Origin of the sequence: Hoeflea sp. Naph1 (assembly GCF_046837775.1) — a bacterium.
In the GTDB taxonomy this organism is placed as follows: domain Bacteria; phylum Pseudomonadota; class Alphaproteobacteria; order Rhizobiales; family Rhizobiaceae; genus Hoeflea.
The window spans coordinates 3,121,203-3,140,652 of the sequence record NZ_CP177286.1 but is presented as its reverse complement, the minus strand read 5'-3'; the positions used below and the strand labels follow the sequence as shown (position 1 = coordinate 3,140,652).

At 58.9% G+C, this 19,450-nt stretch carries 18 protein-coding genes; 16 read left to right on the top strand and 2 right to left on the bottom strand.

From position 1 onward, the window contains the following. Nucleotides 1-98: 98 nt before the first annotated feature. The 16 genes from nuoG to ACK6D9_RS15025 all read left to right on the top strand — a co-directional run bounded on the left by nuoG (nucleotide 99) and on the right by ACK6D9_RS15025 (nucleotide 17,367). Nucleotides 99-2,180, top strand: a complete 2,082-nt coding sequence (gene nuoG, locus ACK6D9_RS15100; RefSeq protein ID WP_412049132.1) for an NADH-quinone oxidoreductase subunit NuoG — start codon at nucleotides 99-101, stop codon at nucleotides 2,178-2,180. A 14-nt stretch (nucleotides 2,181-2,194) separates the two neighbouring features. Continuing rightward, nucleotides 2,195-3,241 (top strand): NADH-quinone oxidoreductase subunit NuoH, encoded by a 1,047-nt coding sequence (nuoH, locus tag ACK6D9_RS15095; RefSeq protein ID WP_322988036.1) that lies wholly within the window; start codon nucleotides 2,195-2,197, stop codon nucleotides 3,239-3,241. Nucleotides 3,242-3,299: 58 nt separating this feature from the next. Then, entirely contained in the window at nucleotides 3,300-3,788 is a 489-nt protein-coding gene (gene nuoI / locus ACK6D9_RS15090) for an NADH-quinone oxidoreductase subunit NuoI (protein WP_322988037.1), read from the top strand. A gap of 135 nt (nucleotides 3,789-3,923) precedes the next feature. Then, on the top strand, nucleotides 3,924-4,538 hold the full coding sequence (locus ACK6D9_RS15085) for an NADH-quinone oxidoreductase subunit J (RefSeq protein ID WP_412049131.1): 615 nt from the start codon (nucleotides 3,924-3,926) through the stop codon (nucleotides 4,536-4,538). Nucleotides 4,539-4,564: 26 nt separating this feature from the next. Beyond that, a complete protein-coding gene (gene nuoK, locus ACK6D9_RS15080; protein WP_412049130.1) occupies nucleotides 4,565-4,873 on the top strand; it encodes an NADH-quinone oxidoreductase subunit NuoK in 309 nt (102 codons plus the stop codon). Nucleotides 4,874-4,880: 7 nt separating this feature from the next. Further along, entirely contained in the window at nucleotides 4,881-6,866 is a 1,986-nt protein-coding gene (nuoL, locus tag ACK6D9_RS15075) for an NADH-quinone oxidoreductase subunit L (RefSeq protein ID WP_412049129.1), read from the top strand. Continuing rightward, complete coding sequence (locus ACK6D9_RS15070) at nucleotides 6,866-8,377, top strand: NADH-quinone oxidoreductase subunit M (RefSeq protein ID WP_412049128.1); 1,512 nt, start codon at nucleotides 6,866-6,868, stop codon at nucleotides 8,375-8,377. The genes nuoL and ACK6D9_RS15070 overlap by 1 nt, the downstream gene beginning before the upstream one ends. 20 nt (nucleotides 8,378-8,397) lie before the next feature. Further along, complete coding sequence (nuoN, locus tag ACK6D9_RS15065) at nucleotides 8,398-9,840, top strand: NADH-quinone oxidoreductase subunit NuoN (RefSeq protein WP_322988041.1); 1,443 nt, start codon at nucleotides 8,398-8,400, stop codon at nucleotides 9,838-9,840. 18 nt (nucleotides 9,841-9,858) lie between these two features. Continuing rightward, a complete protein-coding gene (locus tag ACK6D9_RS15060) occupies nucleotides 9,859-10,611 on the top strand; it encodes a biotin--[acetyl-CoA-carboxylase] ligase (protein ID WP_412049127.1) in 753 nt (250 codons plus the stop codon). A gap of 16 nt (nucleotides 10,612-10,627) precedes the next feature. Further along, on the top strand, nucleotides 10,628-12,295 hold the full coding sequence (locus ACK6D9_RS15055) for a ribonuclease J (protein ID WP_412049126.1): 1,668 nt from the start codon (nucleotides 10,628-10,630) through the stop codon (nucleotides 12,293-12,295). A gap of 10 nt (nucleotides 12,296-12,305) precedes the next feature. After that, nucleotides 12,306-12,710: a methylmalonyl-CoA epimerase gene (gene mce / locus ACK6D9_RS15050; protein ID WP_412049125.1), complete on the top strand. Its 405-nt coding sequence runs from the start codon at nucleotides 12,306-12,308 to the stop codon at nucleotides 12,708-12,710. A 129-nt stretch (nucleotides 12,711-12,839) separates the two neighbouring features. Next, entirely contained in the window at nucleotides 12,840-13,112 is a 273-nt protein-coding gene (locus ACK6D9_RS15045; protein ID WP_322988045.1) for a DUF1467 family protein, read from the top strand. Nucleotides 13,113-13,267: 155 nt separating this feature from the next. Next, nucleotides 13,268-13,501, top strand: a complete 234-nt coding sequence (locus ACK6D9_RS15040; RefSeq protein WP_412049124.1) for a hypothetical protein — start codon at nucleotides 13,268-13,270, stop codon at nucleotides 13,499-13,501. A 469-nt stretch (nucleotides 13,502-13,970) separates the two neighbouring features. Beyond that, nucleotides 13,971-15,314 carry a proline--tRNA ligase gene (gene proS / locus ACK6D9_RS15035; RefSeq protein ID WP_322988047.1) on the top strand — a complete coding sequence of 448 codons (1,344 nt, stop codon included), beginning with the start codon at nucleotides 13,971-13,973 and terminating at the stop codon, nucleotides 15,312-15,314. A gap of 27 nt (nucleotides 15,315-15,341) precedes the next feature. Further along, nucleotides 15,342-16,670: a lipoprotein-releasing ABC transporter permease subunit gene (locus ACK6D9_RS15030; protein ID WP_322988048.1), complete on the top strand. Its 1,329-nt coding sequence runs from the start codon at nucleotides 15,342-15,344 to the stop codon at nucleotides 16,668-16,670. Beyond that, the gene (locus tag ACK6D9_RS15025; RefSeq protein ID WP_412049123.1) at nucleotides 16,663-17,367 is read left to right on the top strand and encodes an ABC transporter ATP-binding protein; all 705 of its coding nucleotides are present in this window, start codon (nucleotides 16,663-16,665) and stop codon (nucleotides 17,365-17,367) included. The genes ACK6D9_RS15030 and ACK6D9_RS15025 overlap by 8 nt, the downstream gene beginning before the upstream one ends. A gap of 56 nt (nucleotides 17,368-17,423) precedes the next feature. On the opposite strand, the gene ACK6D9_RS15020 is transcribed toward ACK6D9_RS15025, so the two are convergent. Next, nucleotides 17,424-18,293, bottom strand: coding sequence for an EamA family transporter (locus ACK6D9_RS15020; RefSeq protein ID WP_412049122.1), 870 nt, complete (start codon nucleotides 18,291-18,293; stop codon nucleotides 17,424-17,426). Between the two features lie 370 nt (nucleotides 18,294-18,663). Continuing rightward, nucleotides 18,664-19,341, bottom strand: a complete 678-nt coding sequence (locus ACK6D9_RS15015; protein ID WP_412049121.1) for an alpha/beta hydrolase — start codon at nucleotides 19,339-19,341, stop codon at nucleotides 18,664-18,666. Between the last annotated feature and the right edge of the window lie 109 nt (nucleotides 19,342-19,450).

Here is a 19,450-nt window from a genome sequence, read left to right as displayed (position 1 = left end):
GTCGGGCGGTCTGAGTGCTGCCCGGCTGAACACATTCAGGTCCCCTCAGGGGATGGTACGCGGTCGTATCGACCGCCTGCAAAAGTAGGACTGCTTGCATGGCCAAGGTCAAGGTTGATGGAAACGAGATCGAAGTGCCGGATCACTACACGCTGTTGCAGGCGTGTGAGGAGGCCGGCGCGGAAGTGCCACGGTTCTGTTTCCACGAACGGTTGTCGATTGCCGGCAATTGCCGCATGTGCCTGGTTGAGGTGAAGGGCGGACCGCCCAAACCGACGGCTTCCTGTGCCATGGGTGTGCGCGATCTGCGTCCCGGACCCAACGGCGAAACACCTGAAGTGTTTACCAACACGCCGATGGTCAAGAAGGCGCGTGAAGGGGTGATGGAGTTTCTGCTTATCAACCACCCGCTTGATTGCCCGATCTGTGACCAAGGTGGCGAGTGCGACCTGCAGGACCAGGCGATGGCGTTCGGGATGGACAGTTCGCGCTTCCACGAAAACAAGCGCGCCGTGGAAGACAAATATATTGGCCCGCTGGTCAAGACGACCATGACCCGCTGCATTCACTGCACGCGCTGCGTTCGCTTTGCCACCGAGGTTGGCGGCATATCCGAACTCGGTCTGATCGGCCGGGGCGAGGATGCCGAAATCACGACCTATCTCGAGCATGCCATGACCTCGGAATTGCAGGGCAACGTGATTGACCTGTGTCCGGTCGGCGCACTGACCTCGAGGCCCTATGCCTTCCAGGCGCGGCCGTGGGAGCTTACCAAGACCGAATCCATCGACGTGATGGATGCCGTCGGCTCGGCGATCCGGGTCGATACCCGCGGTCGCGAAGTGATGCGGGTGATGCCTCGGGTCAACGAGCAGGTCAACGAGGAATGGATTTCCGACAAGACCCGCTTCATCTGGGACGGTTTGCGCACGCAGCGGCTGGATCGGCCCTATGTGCGGCGCGACGGACGGCTTCAGGCTGCGTCCTGGGGCGAAGCCTTTGGCGCGGTTGCAGCGGCGGTCTCGGCCGCCAAGCCGGAACGTATCGGCGCGATTGCCGGCGATTTGGCGACAGTTGAAGAAATGTTTGCGCTCAAGTCGCTGATGAGTTCGCTCGGGTCGACCAATATTGATTGCCGCCAGGATGGTGCTGCGCTGGATCCGTCGCTGGGACGTGCCAGCTACATTTTCAATCCGACCATCGAAGGTATCGAGGATGCGGATGCGATCCTCATCATCGGCTCCAACCCGCGCCGCGAGGCCGCGATCCTGAATGCGCGGATCCGCAAGCGCTGGCGGATGGGCGAATTGCCGATCGCACTGATTGGCGAACAGGCCGACTTGCGATTCGGACATGAATATCTGGGCGCCGGGCCGGAGACGCTGAAGGAGCTGGTCGACGGCACACACAAGTTTGCCGGCAAACTCAAGCGTGCCAAGAAGCCGATGATCATCATCGGTCAGGGCGCGCTGGCGCGCGGCGATGGCGGTGCGGTGCTGGCCAACGCCGCCAAGCTCGCCGATGCCGTTGGTGCGGTGAAGGGCGACTGGAACGGCTTTGCGGTGTTGCATACGGCGGCAGCGCGGGTCGGCGGCCTGGATCTCGGTTTCGTGCCGGGTGAGGGCGGGCTTACGGCTGCGAAAATGCTGACCGACACGGATGTCCTGTTCCTGCTTGGTGCAGATGAGCTTGATTTCACCAAAAAAACAGCCGGGTTCACCGTCTATATCGGCACCCATGGCGACAATGGCGCGCATCATGCCGACGTGATCCTGCCTGCAGCGACATACACGGAAAAATCCGGCACCTATGTCAACACCGAGGGCCGTGTGCAGATGACCAATCGGGCGGCATTCGCACCGGGTGAGGCACGCGAAGACTGGGCAGTCTTCAGGGCGTTGTCAGAGATTCTCGGCAAGAAGCTGCCCTATGATTCGCTTCCCGAATTGCGGTCTGCACTTTACGCCGAGTATCCACATTTTGCCGAAATCGATGCGATTTCGGAGGGTGATGGCGGCGCAATTGCCGCAATTGCGAAGAAACCGGCGAAGATGAACAAAACGGTGTTTGCGTCGACGGTCAAAGACTTCTATTTGACCAATCCGATCGCACGCGCTTCGGCGGTGATGGCTGAGTGTTCGGCCTTGGCGAAGACCGCCAAGGCAGTGGCGGCGGAATAGGGGCGAGAAACATCATGGACGGTTTCATCACAACTTATGTCTGGCCTGGGGCCATCATGCTGGGCCAGTCCCTGCTGATGCTGGTCGCCCTGCTGCTGTTCGTGGCTTATATTCTTTATGCCGACCGCAAGATCTGGGCAGCCGTGCAACTGCGCCGCGGCCCGAATGTGGTGGGCCCCTGGGGATTGTTTCAATCCTTTGCCGACCTATTGAAATTCGTCTTCAAGGAGCCGGTGGTTCCTGCTGGCGCCAACAAGGGCGTGTTCCTGCTGGCGCCGCTGGTGTCGGTGACGCTGGCGCTTGCGACCTGGTCGGTGATTCCGGTCAGCGCCGGGTGGGTGATTGCCGACATCAACGTGGGCATCCTGTTCGTGATGGCGATTTCCTCGCTCGAGGTTTACGGCATCATCATGGGCGGCTGGGCCTCGAACTCGAAATATCCGTTCCTGGGCGCTCTGCGCTCGGCGGCACAGATGGTGTCGTACGAAGTTTCGATCGGCTTCGTGATCGTCGCCGTGCTGCTGACTGTCGGATCGCTCAATCTGACCGATATCGTGATGTCGCAGGCTGATGGAATCGGCACCGGTGTGGGGCTTCCCAACTCGCTGCTCGACTGGAACTGGCTGGTGCTGTTCCCGCTGTTCATCATCTTCTTCATTTCGGCGCTGGCCGAAACCAACCGCCCGCCATTCGATCTGCCGGAAGCTGAATCGGAACTGGTCGCGGGCTTCATGGTCGAGTATGGCTCAACGCCTTACATGATGTTCATGCTGGGCGAGTATGCGGCCATTGTGCTGATGTGCGCGCTGACCACGATCCTGTTTCTGGGTGGCTGGTTGCCGCCGCTGGATGTGTGGTTCCTCAACTGGGTGCCGGGCATCATCTGGTTCGTGCTCAAGACCTGCATGGTGTTCTTCATGATCTCCATGGTAAAGGCGTTCGTGCCACGCTACCGCTATGACCAACTGATGCGGCTTGGCTGGAAGGTGTTCCTGCCGATCTCGCTGGCAATGCTCGTGATCGTTGCCTTCGTGCTCAAGCTGACGGGGACGGCGCCTTGATCATGACCTTCCATTCCACCCACCGGTCCATCGGACCGGGCAAGAGCGGAGACTGACAATGGCCTTGGCTCAAGCTGCTAAATCGCTTTTCCTGAAAGAGTTCGTCGCCGCGTTCGTGCTGTCGATGCGTTACTTCTTCGCGCCGAAGGCGACATTGAACTATCCGTTCGAAAAAGGACTGGTGAGCCCGCGTTTCCGTGGCGAACATGCGCTCAGACGGTATCCGAACGGCGAAGAACGGTGTATTGCCTGCAAATTGTGCGAGGCCATCTGCCCGGCGCAGGCGATCACCATCGAAGCTGGTCCGCGTCGCAATGACGGCACCCGCCGCACCGTGCGCTACGACATCGACATGGTGAAGTGCATCTACTGCGGCTTCTGCCAGGAAGCCTGCCCGGTTGACGCCATCGTCGAGGGGCCGAATTTCGAATTCGCGACCGAAACGCGCGAAGAACTCTACTATGACAAGGACCGGCTGCTCGCCAATGGCGACCGCTGGGAACGGGAAATCGCTCGTAACATCGAGATCGATTCGCCCTACAGGTAAAATTGAGGACGGTGCGCGTTCGTGCACCGGTTGTGATGACGCACGGGGAGGGACGTGGCTTGGGCCACGCCTACCTCAATCGGGGCAGGGGCAAGTTGCTGCTGTCACTCGGGGAAAGACGAAAAGGCGCCGATCATGGGTCTGCAGGCTCTGTTTTTCTATTTGTTTGCCTTCGTGGCAGTGGCATCCGCGTTCATGGTGATCACGGCACGCAATCCGGTGCATTCCGTTTTGTTCCTGATTCTCACCTTCTTCAACGCAGCCGGATTGTTCCTGCTGACCGGAGCCGAGTTCCTGGCGATGATCCTGTTGGTCGTCTATGTCGGCGCGGTCGCGGTGCTGTTCTTGTTCGTGGTGATGATGCTCGATGTCGATTTCGCCGAAATGAAGTCGGGCGCGCTTGAATATGCACCGATCGGCGTGCTTGTCGGGTTGATCCTGGCTGCGGAACTGATCGTGGTGCTGGCCGGCAATACCTTTATTTCGTCGGCCGCGGTCAGCGGCGCCAGCCCGATCCCGGCACTGTCGGAGCGCACCAACACCGAAGCGCTTGGAGATGTGCTTTACACGGACTTCATCTTCTACTTCCAGACAGCCGGAATGGTGCTGCTGGTGGCCATGATCGGGGCCATCGTGCTGACACTGAGGCATCGTGAACACATCAAGCGGCAAGACATCTCCCGTCAGGTCGCCCGGACGCCGGAAACCGCCATCAAGGTGGTCGACGTCAAGCCGGGCCAAGGCATTTGAACGCGGAGGCGTGAAGGAACAAGCGAATGGAAATCGGACTCCCCCACTATCTGACAGCCAGCGCGATCCTGTTTACGCTCGGCGTCTTCGGGATCTTCCTGAACCGCAAGAACGTGATCATCATGCTGATGTCGATTGAATTGATCCTGCTTGCCGTCAATGTGAACATGGTGGCGTTCTCGATGCACCTCAACGACATGGTCGGCCAGGTGTTCGCACTTATGGTGCTGACGGTTGCCGCTGCAGAAGCCGCCATCGGGCTCGCCATTCTCGTCGTCTTTTACCGAAACCGCGGTTCGATCGCCGTGGAAGACGTCAACATGATGAAGGGCTGAGAGAGCCATGTACCAAGCTATCGTCTTTCTTCCCCTTATCGGCGCGCTCATTGCCGGTCTCGGTGGTCGTGCGATCGGCGCAAAGGCGTCGGAATATGTGACGACGCTGTTCCTGATCGTTGCGGCGCTGCTGTCGTGGGTGGCGTTCTTCTCGGTTGCCGTCGGGGATGGCGAGACCATCCGCATTCTAGTGATGCGCTGGATCGAATCAGGGTCCTTCAGCGTCGATTGGGCGCTCAGGATCGATACGCTGACCGCGGTCATGCTGGTGGTGGTCAACACCGTATCCTGCCTGGTGCACGTCTATTCGATTGGCTACATGCATAACGATCCGCATCGTCCGCGGTTCTTCGCCTATCTCTCGTTCTTCACTTTCGCCATGCTGGCACTAGTGACATCGGACAATTTGTTGCAGATGTTCTTCGGCTGGGAAGGCGTTGGCGTGGCCTCCTATCTGCTGATCGGATTCTGGTACAAGAAGCCTTCGGCCAATGCTGCGGCGATAAAGGCGTTTGTCGTCAACCGGGTCGGCGACTTCGGCTTCCTGCTGGGCATCTTCGGTCTGTTCGTTCTGTTCGGTTCGGCCTCGTTCGAAACGATCTTTGCCGCTGCCGCCGATTTCCTTCCGGCGGAAGGCGCCCCCGCAGGGGATGCGGTGATAAACCTGTTCGGCATGGAGCTTGACAAGGCGCACGCCATCACCGGTGTCTGCCTGCTGCTTTTCATGGGCGCGATGGGTAAGTCTGCCCAATTCCTGCTGCATACATGGTTGCCGGACGCGATGGAGGGGCCGACACCGGTGTCGGCACTCATCCATGCCGCGACCATGGTGACGGCGGGCGTGTTCCTGGTGGCGCGGATGTCGCCGATCTTTGAACTTTCCCCTGACGCCTTGACCGTGGTCGTGTCGATCGGCGCCATCACGGCGTTCTTCGCAGCCACCGTCGGCCTGGTTCAGAACGACATCAAGCGGGTGATTGCCTATTCGACCTGTTCGCAGCTCGGCTACATGTTCGTGGCGCTCGGCATCGGCGCCTACGGCGCGGCGATCTTCCATCTGTTCACGCACGCCTTCTTCAAGGCACTGCTGTTTCTTGGCTCCGGCTCGGTGATCCACGCTGTCTCTGATGAGCAGGACATGCGGCGCATGGGCGGATTGCGGAAGAAGATTCCCGTAACTTACTGGATGATGATCATCGGCACGCTTGCGCTGACCGGTGTCGGGGTTCCCGGCACCATGCTGGGCACCGCCGGCTTCTTCTCCAAGGATATGATCATCGAATCCGCCTATGTCGCAGAAAATCCGGCAGCTGGCATGGCCTTCGGGCTCTTGGTGATCGCGGCAATGTTTACCAGCTTCTATTCCTGGCGGCTGATTTTCATGACCTTTCATGGCAAGCCGCGGGCATCGGCTGATGTCATGCACCACGCGCATGAATCACCGATGGTGATGCTGGTTCCGCTGTTCATCCTGGCCGCCGGCGCGCTGTTTGCGGGTGTCCTGTTCCAGGGATATTTCTTCGGCCATGAATATGCCGAATTCTGGAAGGGGGCGCTGTTTACGCTGCCCGACAACACGATCCTCGATGAATTCCACCACGTGCCGTTGTGGGTGAAGCTGAGCCCGTTTGTGGCCATGCTGCTGGGACTGGTCACCGCCTGGTTCTTCTATATCCGTTCGCCGGAAACGCCCAAGCGGCTGGCCGAGGATCACCGCGTGCTCTACCAGTTCCTGCTCAACAAGTGGTACTTCGACGAGCTTTACGATTTCATCTTTGTCCGTCCCGCCAAATGGCTTGGCCAGTTCCTGTGGAAGCAGGGCGATGGCCGCGTCATTGACGGGTATGGCCCCGACGGCATCGCTGCCCGGGTCCAGGACATCACCGGGCGGGTCGTTCGACTGCAGACCGGTTATCTCTACCACTACGCCTTCGTGATGCTGATCGGAATTGCAGCGCTTGTCACATGGATGATGCTCGGGAGTGCATTCTGATGACCGATTGGCCTCTTCTGTCCGTCGTCACCTTCATACCTTTGATCTGTGTCCTGTTTATCCTGCCCATCAAGGATGACACGGAGATCGGTCGACGCAACATTCGACAGGTGGCGCTGCTTGGCACCACCGCGACCTTCATCATGTCGCTGCTGATCTGGGCAAATTTCGACAACGTCGATCCCGGCTTCCAGATGGTTGAAAGCATCGAGATGGCGGGGTCGGGCTTTTCCTATGCGATGGGTGTTGACGGCATCTCGATGCTGTTCGTCATCCTCACCACCTTCCTGATGCCGCTGTGTATTCTGGCCAGTTGGAAGTCGGTCGAGACCCGTGTGCGCGAATACATGATTGCCTTCCTGATCCTGGAAACGATGATGATCGGCGTGTTCTGCGCGCTCGATATCGTGCTGTTTTACGTCTTCTTCGAGGCCGGTCTGATTCCGATGTTCCTGATCATCGGCGTGTGGGGCGGCAAGCGCCGCGTCTATGCGAGCTTCAAGTTCTTTCTCTACACGCTCTTGGGCTCCGTGCTGATGCTGCTGGCGATCATGGCGATGTTCTGGGATGCAGGCACGACCGATATCCGGATGCTGCTGGCGCATGATTTCCCGGCGGAGATGCAGACCTGGCTATGGCTTGCGTTCTTTGCGTCGTTTGCAGTCAAGCTGCCGATGTGGCCGGTTCATACCTGGTTGCCGGACGCGCACGTGGAAGCGCCGACCGCAGGATCGGTAATCCTGGCGGGCATCCTGCTGAAGCTCGGCGGCTACGGCTTCCTGCGGTTCTCGCTGCCGATGTTCCCGTTGGCTTCGGCCGATTTCGCCCCGTTCATGTTCACCCTGTCGGTGGTCGCCATCATCTACACCTCGCTGGTGGCGATGATGCAGACGGACATGAAGAAGCTGATCGCCTATTCGTCGGTGGCGCATATGGGATACGTGACGCTCGGTATCTTCGCTGCCAACCAGCAGGGGGTGCAGGGGGCGATCTTCCAGATGCTCAGCCACGGTCTGATCTCGAGCGCGCTGTTCCTTTGCGTCGGCGTGATCTATGACCGGCTTCACACCCGGGAAATCGCGGCCTATGGCGGACTGGTCAACAACATGCCCAGATATGCCGCGGCATTCATGATCTTCACCATGGCCAATGTCGGCCTGCCGGGCACCTCCGGTTTCGTCGGTGAGTTTCTGACGCTGATGGGCGTGTTCCAGGCCAACACGATGGTGGCGCTGTTTGCCACGATCGGCGTGATCCTGTCGGCTGCCTATGCCTTGTGGCTTTACCGCCGCGTCGTTTTCGGTGCGCTGGAAAAGGAAAGCCTGAAGGCCATGCTCGACCTGTCGGGCCGCGAGAAAGCGATCCTGTATCCGCTGATCGTGCTTATTATCTTCTTTGGCGTCTATCCGGCGCCGATCTTTGATGCGACGGCGGCTTCGGTTGACGCGCTGATCAACAACTACACGGCTTCGCTGCAAGCAGCGCGCGATCTCGCGCTGACTGTGAACTGAGCCACGGAGACTGCGGGACCATGACGCCAGATATCCTCTTTTCGAGCCTACAGCTTTCTGTGCCCGAGCTCATGCTGGCCGCAGGTGCCATGCTGCTGTTGATGGTGGGTGTGTTTTCCGGCGAGAAGTCGGTGACCCTCGTCAACGGGCTGGCCGTGGCGCTGCTGATTGCCGCCGGCCTGGTGCTGGTGCTGGTGACCGGCAACGGCGAAGCCTATAACGGGGCCTTCCTGTCCGATCCGTTCGCGCGCTTCATGAAGGTGCTGGTGCTGATCGGTTCGATCACCGCAATGGTGATGACCGTTGGCCACGCCAAGTCGGAGCGGATCGATAAGTTCGAGTTTCCGGTTCTCATCGTGCTGGCAACGCTGGGCATGTTGCTGATGATTTCGGCCAATGACCTGATTGCGCTCTATATGGGGATGGAATTGCAGTCGCTGGCGCTCTACGTGGTCGCTGCGATCAACCGTGAGAGCTCGAGGTCGACTGAAGCGGGCCTTAAATATTTTGTTCTCGGTACCTTGTCTTCGGGGCTTTTGCTGTACGGCGCTTCGCTGGTCTACGGCTACACCGGCTTTACCGGGTTTGACGAGATCGCCACCGCGATTGCCAGCAACGACCGCTCGCTGGGTCTGGTGTTCGGTCTGGTGTTCGTGCTTGCAGGTATCGCCTTCAAGATTTCGGCAGTGCCGTTCCACATGTGGACTCCGGATGTGTATGAAGGTGCGCCTACACCGGTGACGGCCTTTTTCTCGGCTGCTCCGAAGATTGCTGCCATGGCGGTTTTCATTCGCATCGTGATCGAGGCGTTCGAACCAATCGCGCTCGACTGGCAGCAGATCGTCGTCTTCATGTCGATTGCCTCGATGGTGCTTGGGGCATTTGCGGCGATCGGCCAGAAAAGCATCAAGCGTCTGATGGCCTATTCGTCGATCGGTCATATGGGCTTTGCGCTGGTTGGTCTTGCCGCCGGCAGCCAGGCCGGGGTGCGCGGTGTCATTCTCTATATGCTGATCTACATGGTGATGACGCTCGGCACGTTCGCCGTCATCCTGGCCATGCGTCGCAAGGAAGAGGGTAATGTCGAGCAGATCACCGATCTTGCCGGTCTTGCCAAGACCAACCCTTTCATGGCGTTGATGATGACGATCATGATGTTCTCGCTGGCCGGGATTCCGCCGCTGGCAGGGTTTTTCGCGAAGTATTTCGTGTTTGTCGCAGCGATTGAGGCCAAGCTCTATACGCTGGCGATCATCGGTGTGTTGGCTTCCGTGGTTGGTGCGTACTACTATCTCAGGATCATCAAGATCATGTGGTTCGATGAACCGTCTGACAGTTTCGTCCCGGTGGCGGGAGAACTCAAACTGGTGTTCGGAATCGCTGGGCTGTTCGTGCTGTTTTTCGTGGTCGTTTCCAACCCGCTGGGCCTTGCCGCCGACGTTGCCGCGAAGACATTCTTCTAGCATGCCGCGGCTATCCGCATGAGGGGTCCAGATTTTCGGCATGTCGAATTGGGGGATGTGGCATCCACCAATGCGGAGTGCATGGATCGGGCGCGTGCGGGCGATCCCGGCGGTTTGTGGATCACTGCAACACGCCAGACCGGTGGCCGCGGGCGCAGGGGGCGTGTCTGGGTTTCCGAACCGGGCAACCTCTATGCTTCGCTTTTGCTGATTGATCCGGCGGCGTGGGAAGCGATGGCCAGCTTGCCACTGGCCGTGACAATTGCCGTCCATGATGCCATATCGACGGTGCTGCCGACTGATGCGGGAGAATTGCGCATCAAGTGGCCCAATGATCTGTTACTTGATGGCCGCAAGACTGCAGGCATTCTGATCGAAGCCGAGCGACTGCCCGGCGGCGGCACGGCTGTGGTGATCGGGTGCGGCGTCAATGTCGCCCACCGTCCCGAAGCCGGGCTCTATCCGGCGACGTGCCTGGCCGAGCAGGGAAGCGCGGTTACGCCACACGAACTGTTCGCGCGGCTGGTGGTGTCGATGGATTTGGCATTGTCGAAATGGGACCAGGGACGCGGCCTCAGCGCCATCCGTGATGTCTGGATGACGCGCGCCGACGGGATCGGAAAACCGGTAACGGTGAATTTGCCAGACCGCCAAATACATGGTCTGTTTGACAGTATAGACGGCGAGGGCAGGCTTATTCTTGCAACGCCGGACGGGAACAAGCAAATGATCGCCTCCGGCGACGTGTTTTTTCCCCGCTCATGGAAATGACCAGACAGGATAATTGATGACAAAAGACCAGGATCTCGTATTCATTCCGCTCGGCGGCGTTGGCGAAATCGGCATGAATCTCGCGCTTTACGGCTACGGATCTCCCAAACAGCGCGAATGGATCATGGTTGATTGCGGGGTGACGTTTCCCGGGCCGGAACTGCCCGGCGTGGATCTGATCCTGCCAGATATCGATTTCGTCAAGAAGCTCGGTAAACAGCTCAAGGCGATCATCATCACCCACGCCCATGAAGACCATTATGGCGGGTTGGCGCCGATTTGGCCGCAGCTCAAGGTGCCGGTCTATGCCTCGGCGTTCACTGCCGGCATGCTGGAAGCCAAGCGCGCCTATGAGCGGACCAGGGCCGAAGTACCGGTGACCGTTTTCAAGGCGGGCGAGCGTTTTCAGGTCGGTCCTTTCGAGATTGAACCGGTCGCGGTCAACCATTCGATACCCGAGCCGTTCTCGCTGGCAATCCGGACACCGCTGGGTAACCTCATTCATACCGGTGACTGGAAGATCGACGCCACGCCGTCGCTCGGACCGCTAACCGACGAGCACCGTTTCCGGCAATTGGGCGAGGAGGGGATCCTTGCCATGATGTGCGATTCCACCAACGCCATGCGCGAGGGGATTTCGCCGTCGGAAAAGGAAGTCAGCCAGGGTCTGCGTGAGGTCATCGAGCAGGCCGAGGGCCGGGTGGCGATCACAACGTTTTCGTCCAATGTCGGTCGTATCCGGTCGATCGCCGAAGCTGCACGTGACGCCGGCCGCGAAGTTCTTCTTCTCGGCAGCTCGATCAAGCGGGTCGTCAATGTGGCAACCGATCTCGGCATGATGGACGGATTGCCCGGCTTTCTTGCCGAAGACGAATACGGATATATTCCGCGCGACAAGGTCGTCGTGATCCTGACCGGAAGCCAGGGCGAGCCGCGGGCAGCATTGGCCAAGCTCTCGCGCGACGAGATGCGCAATGTTGCGCTTGCTGCGGGCGACACCGTGGTGTTTTCCTCGCGGACAATTCCTGGCAACGAAAAGGGCATTATCGAAATCAAGAACGCGCTGATTGATCGAGGCGTGAAGGTGATTTCGGATGGTGACGCGCTGGTCCATGTCTCCGGTCACCCGCGGCGCAGCGAACTGGTGCAGATGTATGAGTGGGTCAAGCCGAAGATCCTGGTGCCGGTGCATGGTGAGGCAGCGCATCTGACCGCGCAGGCCGCTTTGGCGCAGGCCGCCGGCATCGCGTTGACCCCGCGTGTGCGTAACGGCTCGATCCTGCGACTGGCGCCAGGAGCGCCGGAAGTGATCGGCGAGGCGCCGCACGGCCGCATCTACAAGGATGGTCAGCTGATTGGCGATTACGACGAGATGGGAATTTCCGAGCGGCGCAAGCTGTCGTTCGCAGGCCATGTCTCGGTCAATGTGATGCTTGACCAGCGGTTTGAATTTCAACGCGATCCGATCGTCTCAGCAATCGGCCTGCCGGCATTCGACGGCAGCGGCGACGACATGGAGGATATTCTCTATGATTCGGTGCTGGGGGCGGTCGAGAGCATCCCGCGTGGGCGCCGCAAGGACATCGATGGGGTGCGCGAGGCAATCCGTCGCTCTGTTCGCGCTGCAGCAAACGAGGTATGGGGCAAGAAGCCTGTGGTGACGGTGTTCGTCAGCAAGGTGTGAGAGGACGATCATGCTTGGACGACTGAACCATGTTGCCATTGCGGTGCCTGATCTCGCCGCCGCAAGTGCCCAGTACCAGACCATGCTGGGCGCAGAGGTGACCGAGCCGCAGGTTCTGCCTGAGCATGGTGTCACGGTGGTGTTCATCATGCTGCCCAACACCAAGATCGAACTGCTTGAACCGTTGGGACCTGACTCACCGATTGCCGCGTTTTTGGCCAAGAACCCTTCGGGCGGGATGCACCATGTCTGCTACGAGGTCGAAGATATTCTGGCTGCCCGTGACCGACTCAAGCAAGAAGGCGCGCGGGTGTTGGGCGACGGCGAACCGAAGATTGGTGCCCATAACAAGCCGGTGCTGTTTCTGCACCCGAAGGATTTCAACGGCACGTTGATCGAGCTCGAACAAGCCTGAGGCGATGCCGGCACGGCTTACGCCTGCGGGGGTACTGCATTTGCATGGTTTTACCGCAATCAGGCGGTATGATGCGGATCAATGACTGGGCTAAGCCAGTAGAGACCGGCGCTGTAGAGGAATGAGATAATGGTTTTCGGAACCAGTTTTGCGATCTTTTTCATCATCTGGTGGGTGGTGCTGTTTACCGTTTTACCGTTCTCGGCGCGCAGCCAGGCCGACGAAGGGGAGGTAACGCTCGGGACCACCCACAGCGCACCGGCAAATTTCCGTTTTGCCCCGATTTTCTGGCGCACCACCGTGATCTCGCTGGTGTTGCTTGCGATCTATCTGCTGGTCACCCTGGGCGGTGGCTACACGCTCGACGACCTGATTGCGCTAACCCCGGATTTCAGGTCGTGACCTCAATCTGATCTGCCTGCCGAACCGCGCTCGCGACATGTAGCTTCGGCCTGTGCCCGAGCGCTGGTGCGATGCCTACGGCTCATATTCTCTTTGGAACTTTGTGAACTTCTTTCCGTTCTGGAAAGGTACGCAATAACCAATGGAGATCAGGCATGGCCGAAACCCCAGGCAAGAAACCGACCTTGACGGAAACCGACCTCGCTCAGGACAAAATGGGCGACAATGACCTGCAGGGAAACGATCAGGCCAATGTGCGCAACCAGCGCCATGCGGTTCCCGACGTCAAGCAGAAAGCCGATGACGGCGTCAAGGAAAGCCTCAGGAAGATGGACAAGGATATCCGTGCCAGGGAAGAACTCGGCAAGGGTGCGCGCAAGCAGGATTGAAGTTGGTAAGCCCCGCTCGTCATGCGCCCCGCTCCGTGAGCCGCAGGCAACTGCTTTACGCGGCCGGGTAGCCGGTTTGATTGGATGAAGCGCAATGCGGGCAAAAAAAAACAAGGCAAAAGCCTTGTTGTTCAGGTGTCGCGTGATCTGTTTCCCGGTTGCCCGGGGGCTGCGAACAAAGCGCGCCTGAGATCCTATCCTCCCAAGACTTTGACCGCGAATCGGGCATTTCCTCAAAGGAATGCCTCATTTGTGTGCTTTATTTAACGCAATCCAAAGCGCTTGTCACGCGCTTTTTGGGTGGTTTGTAACATGAAGTGATCGGTTCGGACGAAGTGCCGCTCGAAGGGGCAAGGTGGCGGTTCTACGGGTTTTCTTTGCACCGCGAAGCGGATAAGAACGCAGTGCGTAACTACCCTTATTTTGCCCGATTCTGCCTTCATGGCTCAAGACCAAACCGGATCATCCCATGCGCTTGTCGAAGTACTTCCTGCCCATCCTCAAGGAAAACCCCAAGGATGCGGAAATTGTTTCCCACCGGCTGATGGCGCGGGCGGGCATGATCAAGCAGCAATCTGCCGGGATCTACTCCTGGCTGCCGCTGGGCAAGCGGGTGCTCGACAAGGTTTGCAACATCGTCCGTGAGGAACAGAACCGGGCAGGCGCCATCGAGATCCTGATGCCCACCGTGCAGCCTGCTGACCTGTGGAAGGAAAGCGGCCGCTATGATGATTACGGTCAGGAGATGCTGCGCATCAAGGATCGCAACGACCGCGAGATGCTGTACGGCCCGACCAACGAGGAAATGGTCACCGACATTTTCCGCTCCTACGTCAAGTCCTACAAGGACCTGCCGCTCAATCTCTATCATATCCAGTGGAAGTTCCGCGATGAGCGCCGGCCCCGTTTTGGTGTCATGCGCGGCCGCGAATTCCTGATGAAGGATGCCTATTCCTTCGATCTCGACTATGAGGCGTCGCAAGCCGCCTATAACCGGATGTTCGTGTCCTATCTTCGCACATTCGAACGCTGCGGACTCAAGTCGATCCCGATGCGTGCGGACACCGGACCAATTGGCGGCAGCCTGAGTCATGAATTCATCGTCCTGGCTGAAACCGGCGAAAGCCAGGTCTTCTGCCATCGTGATTTTGAAGATTTTGCGGTGCCCGGCGCCGACATGAATTATGACGATGCCGCCGCCGTTGCCGCCATTGTCGACAAGTGGACGACGCCGTTCGCCGCAACTGACGAAATCATGGAGGCGGAAGACTGGGCGCGCGAGGCCTGGGAGGGGCTCAGCGAAGATACCCGCGTCTCTGCCCGTGGCATCGAAGTCGGCCACATCTTCCATTTTGGCACGAAATATTCCGAGCCGATGAACGCTTCCGTTCAGGGGGCAGACGGCAAGCAGCACTTCGTTTCGATGGGCTCTTACGGCATCGGTCCGTCGCGCCTGCTTGGCGCCATCATCGAGGCATCGCATGATGAAAACGGCATTATCTGGCCAAAAGGCGTGGCGCCGTTCGATGTCGGGCTGATCAACATGAAGCCAGGCGATGCGGGTTGCGATGCTGCCTGCGAGCAGATTGAGACAGCACTGGAGAATGCCGGGCTTGAGGTGCTTTACGATGACACTGATGAGCGCGCCGGTGGCAAGTTCGCCAGGGCCGATCTGATCGGTTTGCCGCTGCAGGTCATCGCTGGACCGCGGTCCGTCGCCGACGGCAATGTCGAAATCAAGGTTCGGGCAACGGGCGAGCGCGAGACGCTGTCGATCGAAGCCGCCATCAACCGCCTCGCGCAAGCCCGCTAGGCCAAGGTTTGTCCAAAGGATAGCCACATGACCGATCCGGACGTCGCCACAGCAAGCAGTTCTCATCCAGTAGTCCCTGCGGGCCATGCAGATGCGCCGTCGGCCAAGCCGTTTTCGGCGTTTGAACGGATGGTGGCCTGGCGTTATCTGCGGGCACGGCGCAAAGAGGCCTTCATTTCGGTGATCGCCGGATTTTCCTTTGTCGGCATCACTCTGGGTGTGGCAACGCTGATCATCGTCATGGCGGTGATGAACGGTTTTCGTGGCGAACTGATCACGCGAATCCTGGGCATCAACGGTCATATGGTGGTGCAACCGATCGACCGACCGCTTGATGATTATGTTGCTCTGGCGGAACGGTTGAAGGCAGTCGACGGCGTGATTACCGCGATCCCGCTGGTGGAAGGCCAGACGCTCGCTTCAGGAGTAGGTGGCGCGGGAACCGGCGCGCTGGTGCGTGGGATCAGTCCTGAAGATCTGCAATCGATGAAGATTGTCGCGGAGAATATCAGGTCCGGCGATCTGGTCGGCTTCACGGCAGGCGAGGGCGTGGCGATCGGGTCTCGCATGGCTCAGTCGCTGGGGCTGGTCGCGGGCGATTTGATCACGCTGGTGGCGCCGGAGGGCGATGTCACGCCATTCGGCATGACGCCGCGGGTCAAGGCCTATGCGGTGTCGGCGATTTTCGAAGTCGGCATGTCGGAATATGATTCCTCGATCATCTACATGCCGCTCGAGGAGGCACAACTCTACTTCAACTCCGAAGGGCTGGTGCAATCGATCGAGATCTTTGTCAAGAATCCCGACAATATCGACGAGATGCGGCCGCTGATCGAGGCTGCGGCGAACCGGCAGATCTTCATTACCGATTGGCGGCAACGCAACCAGACCTTCTTCTCGGCATTGCAGGTCGAGCGCAACGTGATGTTCATGATCCTGACGCTGATCATTCTGGTGGCGGCGCTGAACATCATTTCGGGGCTGATCATGCTGGTCAAGGACAAGGGCCACGACATCGCCATTTTGCGCACCATGGGGGCGACCTCAGGCGCGGTGATGCGGATCTTCTTCATGACCGGTGCTGCAATCGGCGTGACCGGGACCTTTGCCGGTTTTCTGCTCGGCGTCGTGGTCTGTCTCAATGTCGAGAGAATCCGTCAGTTCTTCTCCTGGATTTCGGGGACATCCCTGTTCAATCCGGAACTCTATTTCCTCAGCCAATTGCCGGCCGATATGGATTCGGGCGAGACCGTGGTTGTGCTGGTCGTGGCATTGGTTCTGTCTTTCATCGCCACGTTGATTCCCTCGTGGCGGGCCTCCAAGCTCGATCCGGTACAGGCGTTGCGATATGAATGACACGGCCCCTGGTGGCGTCCGCCCCGTTCTTGAACTGGTCAATGTCGGGCGTCATTTCGTCCAGGGAACAAACCAGATCTCGATTCTCGATGGCGCGAATTTTACGCTGCAGCCCGGCGAAACCGTGGCGCTGGTGGCGCCATCGGGCACCGGCAAGTCAACGCTGTTGCATCTTGCTGGCCTGCTCGAGCGGCCTGATGAAGGCGATGTGATCATTGATGGCGAGGCATGCGGCCAGCTTTCCGACGACCGCCGCACCGCGATCCGGCGCTCCGAGATCGGTTTTGTCTATCAGTTTCACCATTTGCTGCCCGAATTTACGGCGCTTGAAAACATCATGATGCCGCAGTTGATTTCGGGGCTGCCGAAGGCCGATGCGAAGGAACGCGCCGCGCAATTGCTCGATTACATGCGGATCGGCCATCGCGGCGAACACTTGCCTTCGGAATTGTCAGGCGGCGAACAACAGCGGGTGGCGATTGCCCGGGCCGTGGCCAACGCGCCGTTGATCCTGATGGCGGACGAGCCCACCGGCAATCTCGATCCCGAGACCGCTGGTTATGTATTTGAAGCACTTGATGCGCTGGTTCGGCAATCGGGATTGTCTGCCGTGATTGCCACCCATAACCACGATCTGGCCAGCCTGCTCGATCGCCGGGTGACGCTTCAGGACGGCATGGTTGTCGAACTGGAATGATGCCAATTTGGTGCTGGCCTGAGTAGACCCAGCCATTTAGATCGTGTTTTCTGCTCCTACGCCGTCGCCAGCAATGCGACACCGACCAGAATCAGCATGGCCCATTTCATGCGCCGCGCAAGATCACCTTCGCCGAGTAACAGGCTCCCCATCAGCACTGTCAGCAAGACACTGATCTCGCGGGTTGGCGCAACATAGACAACTGGTGTGAAGGTGAGTGCATACAAAACAAGGACATAGGCCAACGAACTGAATACCGCGACTGCCACCACATCTAGCCTGTGTTCCCGCCAATAATATTTCACGCGCTCTTTGCGTTTCAAGGCGATTGGCGTGAGAAGTATGGTGCGCCCGATATTTGAAACGAAGTCGAGAAGAATTGGCGAGACCAGCACGACAGAAACGGCGTATGCGTCCCAGATGGTGTAGCTCCCAATCAGCACGCCCGCACCGACGCCAAATCCGATCGACGTGGTCAGGTTCTTTGCGCGGCTTTTAATCCCGCCTGTCAGGCCAACCACGCCAATAATCACAGCGCCCGCCCCAACCGCAACCTGTGCGGTCATGTTCTCGCCAAGAAACAAAACGGCAAATGTTGTCGACAGAAAAGGCCCCGTGGCGCGTGCCGTCGGATAGACCAGCGACAGGTCGCCTTTACGGTATCCGGTTTGCAAGAGCAGGAAATAACCGAGGTGGAGCGGTATACTGCCAGCCACGAACAGAATTTCCCAAAACCCGAAATGGGGCTTCTCGGTCAGGATGATGTAAGCGGCAATCGGAATGTAGATCAGCACCGAAACAGCTGAAAAAAGCCAGACAAGTTCTGGCCCGCCATTGATGCGTTTGACGAGAAAGTTCCAGGTTGCGTGGCAAAAGGCAGCGGCGAGTACGAGCGTGAATCCAAAGACAGTCATGATGTTCCTCAAGGGTCGCAGTCAGACGTGTTTCATCACGCCCTTACCGCTCCCTCCGGCTTTCTCGTTCTCGGGTGTCGGCTTTGCGAGGTTCACGACGGCATTCGGCCCGGCTTGTAATATTTTAGCGGCACCATAGCCGCACTTTGACGGGCAGATCCGGCCTATCAGCTTTTCGGAAACAATCAAGATCGCTCGACTGGGCTGCTGAGCCTTGCGAAGATGGCGACGGAATCGCCAGCCTGATAGTCAACAGGAACGCCGAATGGTCGTCGTTGCCCATTTGCTCCCGAGCCCGTGGGGTTTACCGATAGTCGGTCTTTAAACGAAAAAGGCATGGCGGGTGTCGCCATGCCTTCGCATTCGTATTGAGTGTGGCGTGTCAGCGCAGGCGCTTGGCGGCCGTTGCCGGGACCAGTTCACCGGCCAGACGACGGTCGAGATAATCCTCGCACTGGCCGATCAGTTCGTCGACCTTGCCGGTGAAGAAGTGGTTGGCGCCGGGCATGGTCTTCTGGGTGATCAGAATGCCCTTCTGCAGCTTGAGCTTTTCGACCAGGCCGTTGACGTCCTTTTCCGGCGCAACCCGGTCGGCGTCGCCGTGAATGATCAGGCCGGACGAGGGGCAGGGTGCCAGGAACGAGAAGTCATAGGTGTTGGGCTGCGGTGCGATCGAGAAGAAACCCTCGATTTCCGGCCGTCGCATCAGCAATTGCATGCCGATCCAGGCGCCAAAGGAGTAGCCTGCGACCCAGCAGCTCTTGGAATCAGGGTGCAGGCTCTGAACCCAGTCGAGCGCACCGGCGGCATCGGACAATTCTCCGGCGCCATGGTCGAATTCGCCCTGGCTGCGGCCGATGCTGCGGAAGTTGAAACGAAGCGTGGTAAAGCCGCGCTGCTGGAACATGTAGAACAACTGGTAGACAATCTGGTTGTTCATCGTGCCGCCGAATTGAGGATGCGGGTGCAGCACGATGGCGATTGGTGCGTTCTTTTCCTTGCCCGGCTGGTAGCGGCCTTCGAGACGGCCGGCGGGTCCGTTGAAAATGACTTCAGGCATTCGTACTCCATACGTGGGCTGGGTTCGCTTGCCTGCGGTGCGTCAACTTGGACGTGGACCGGCAGGGGGATATCGCGTCCGCGCTCTTGACGGCGGCGGGGCGGCTCCC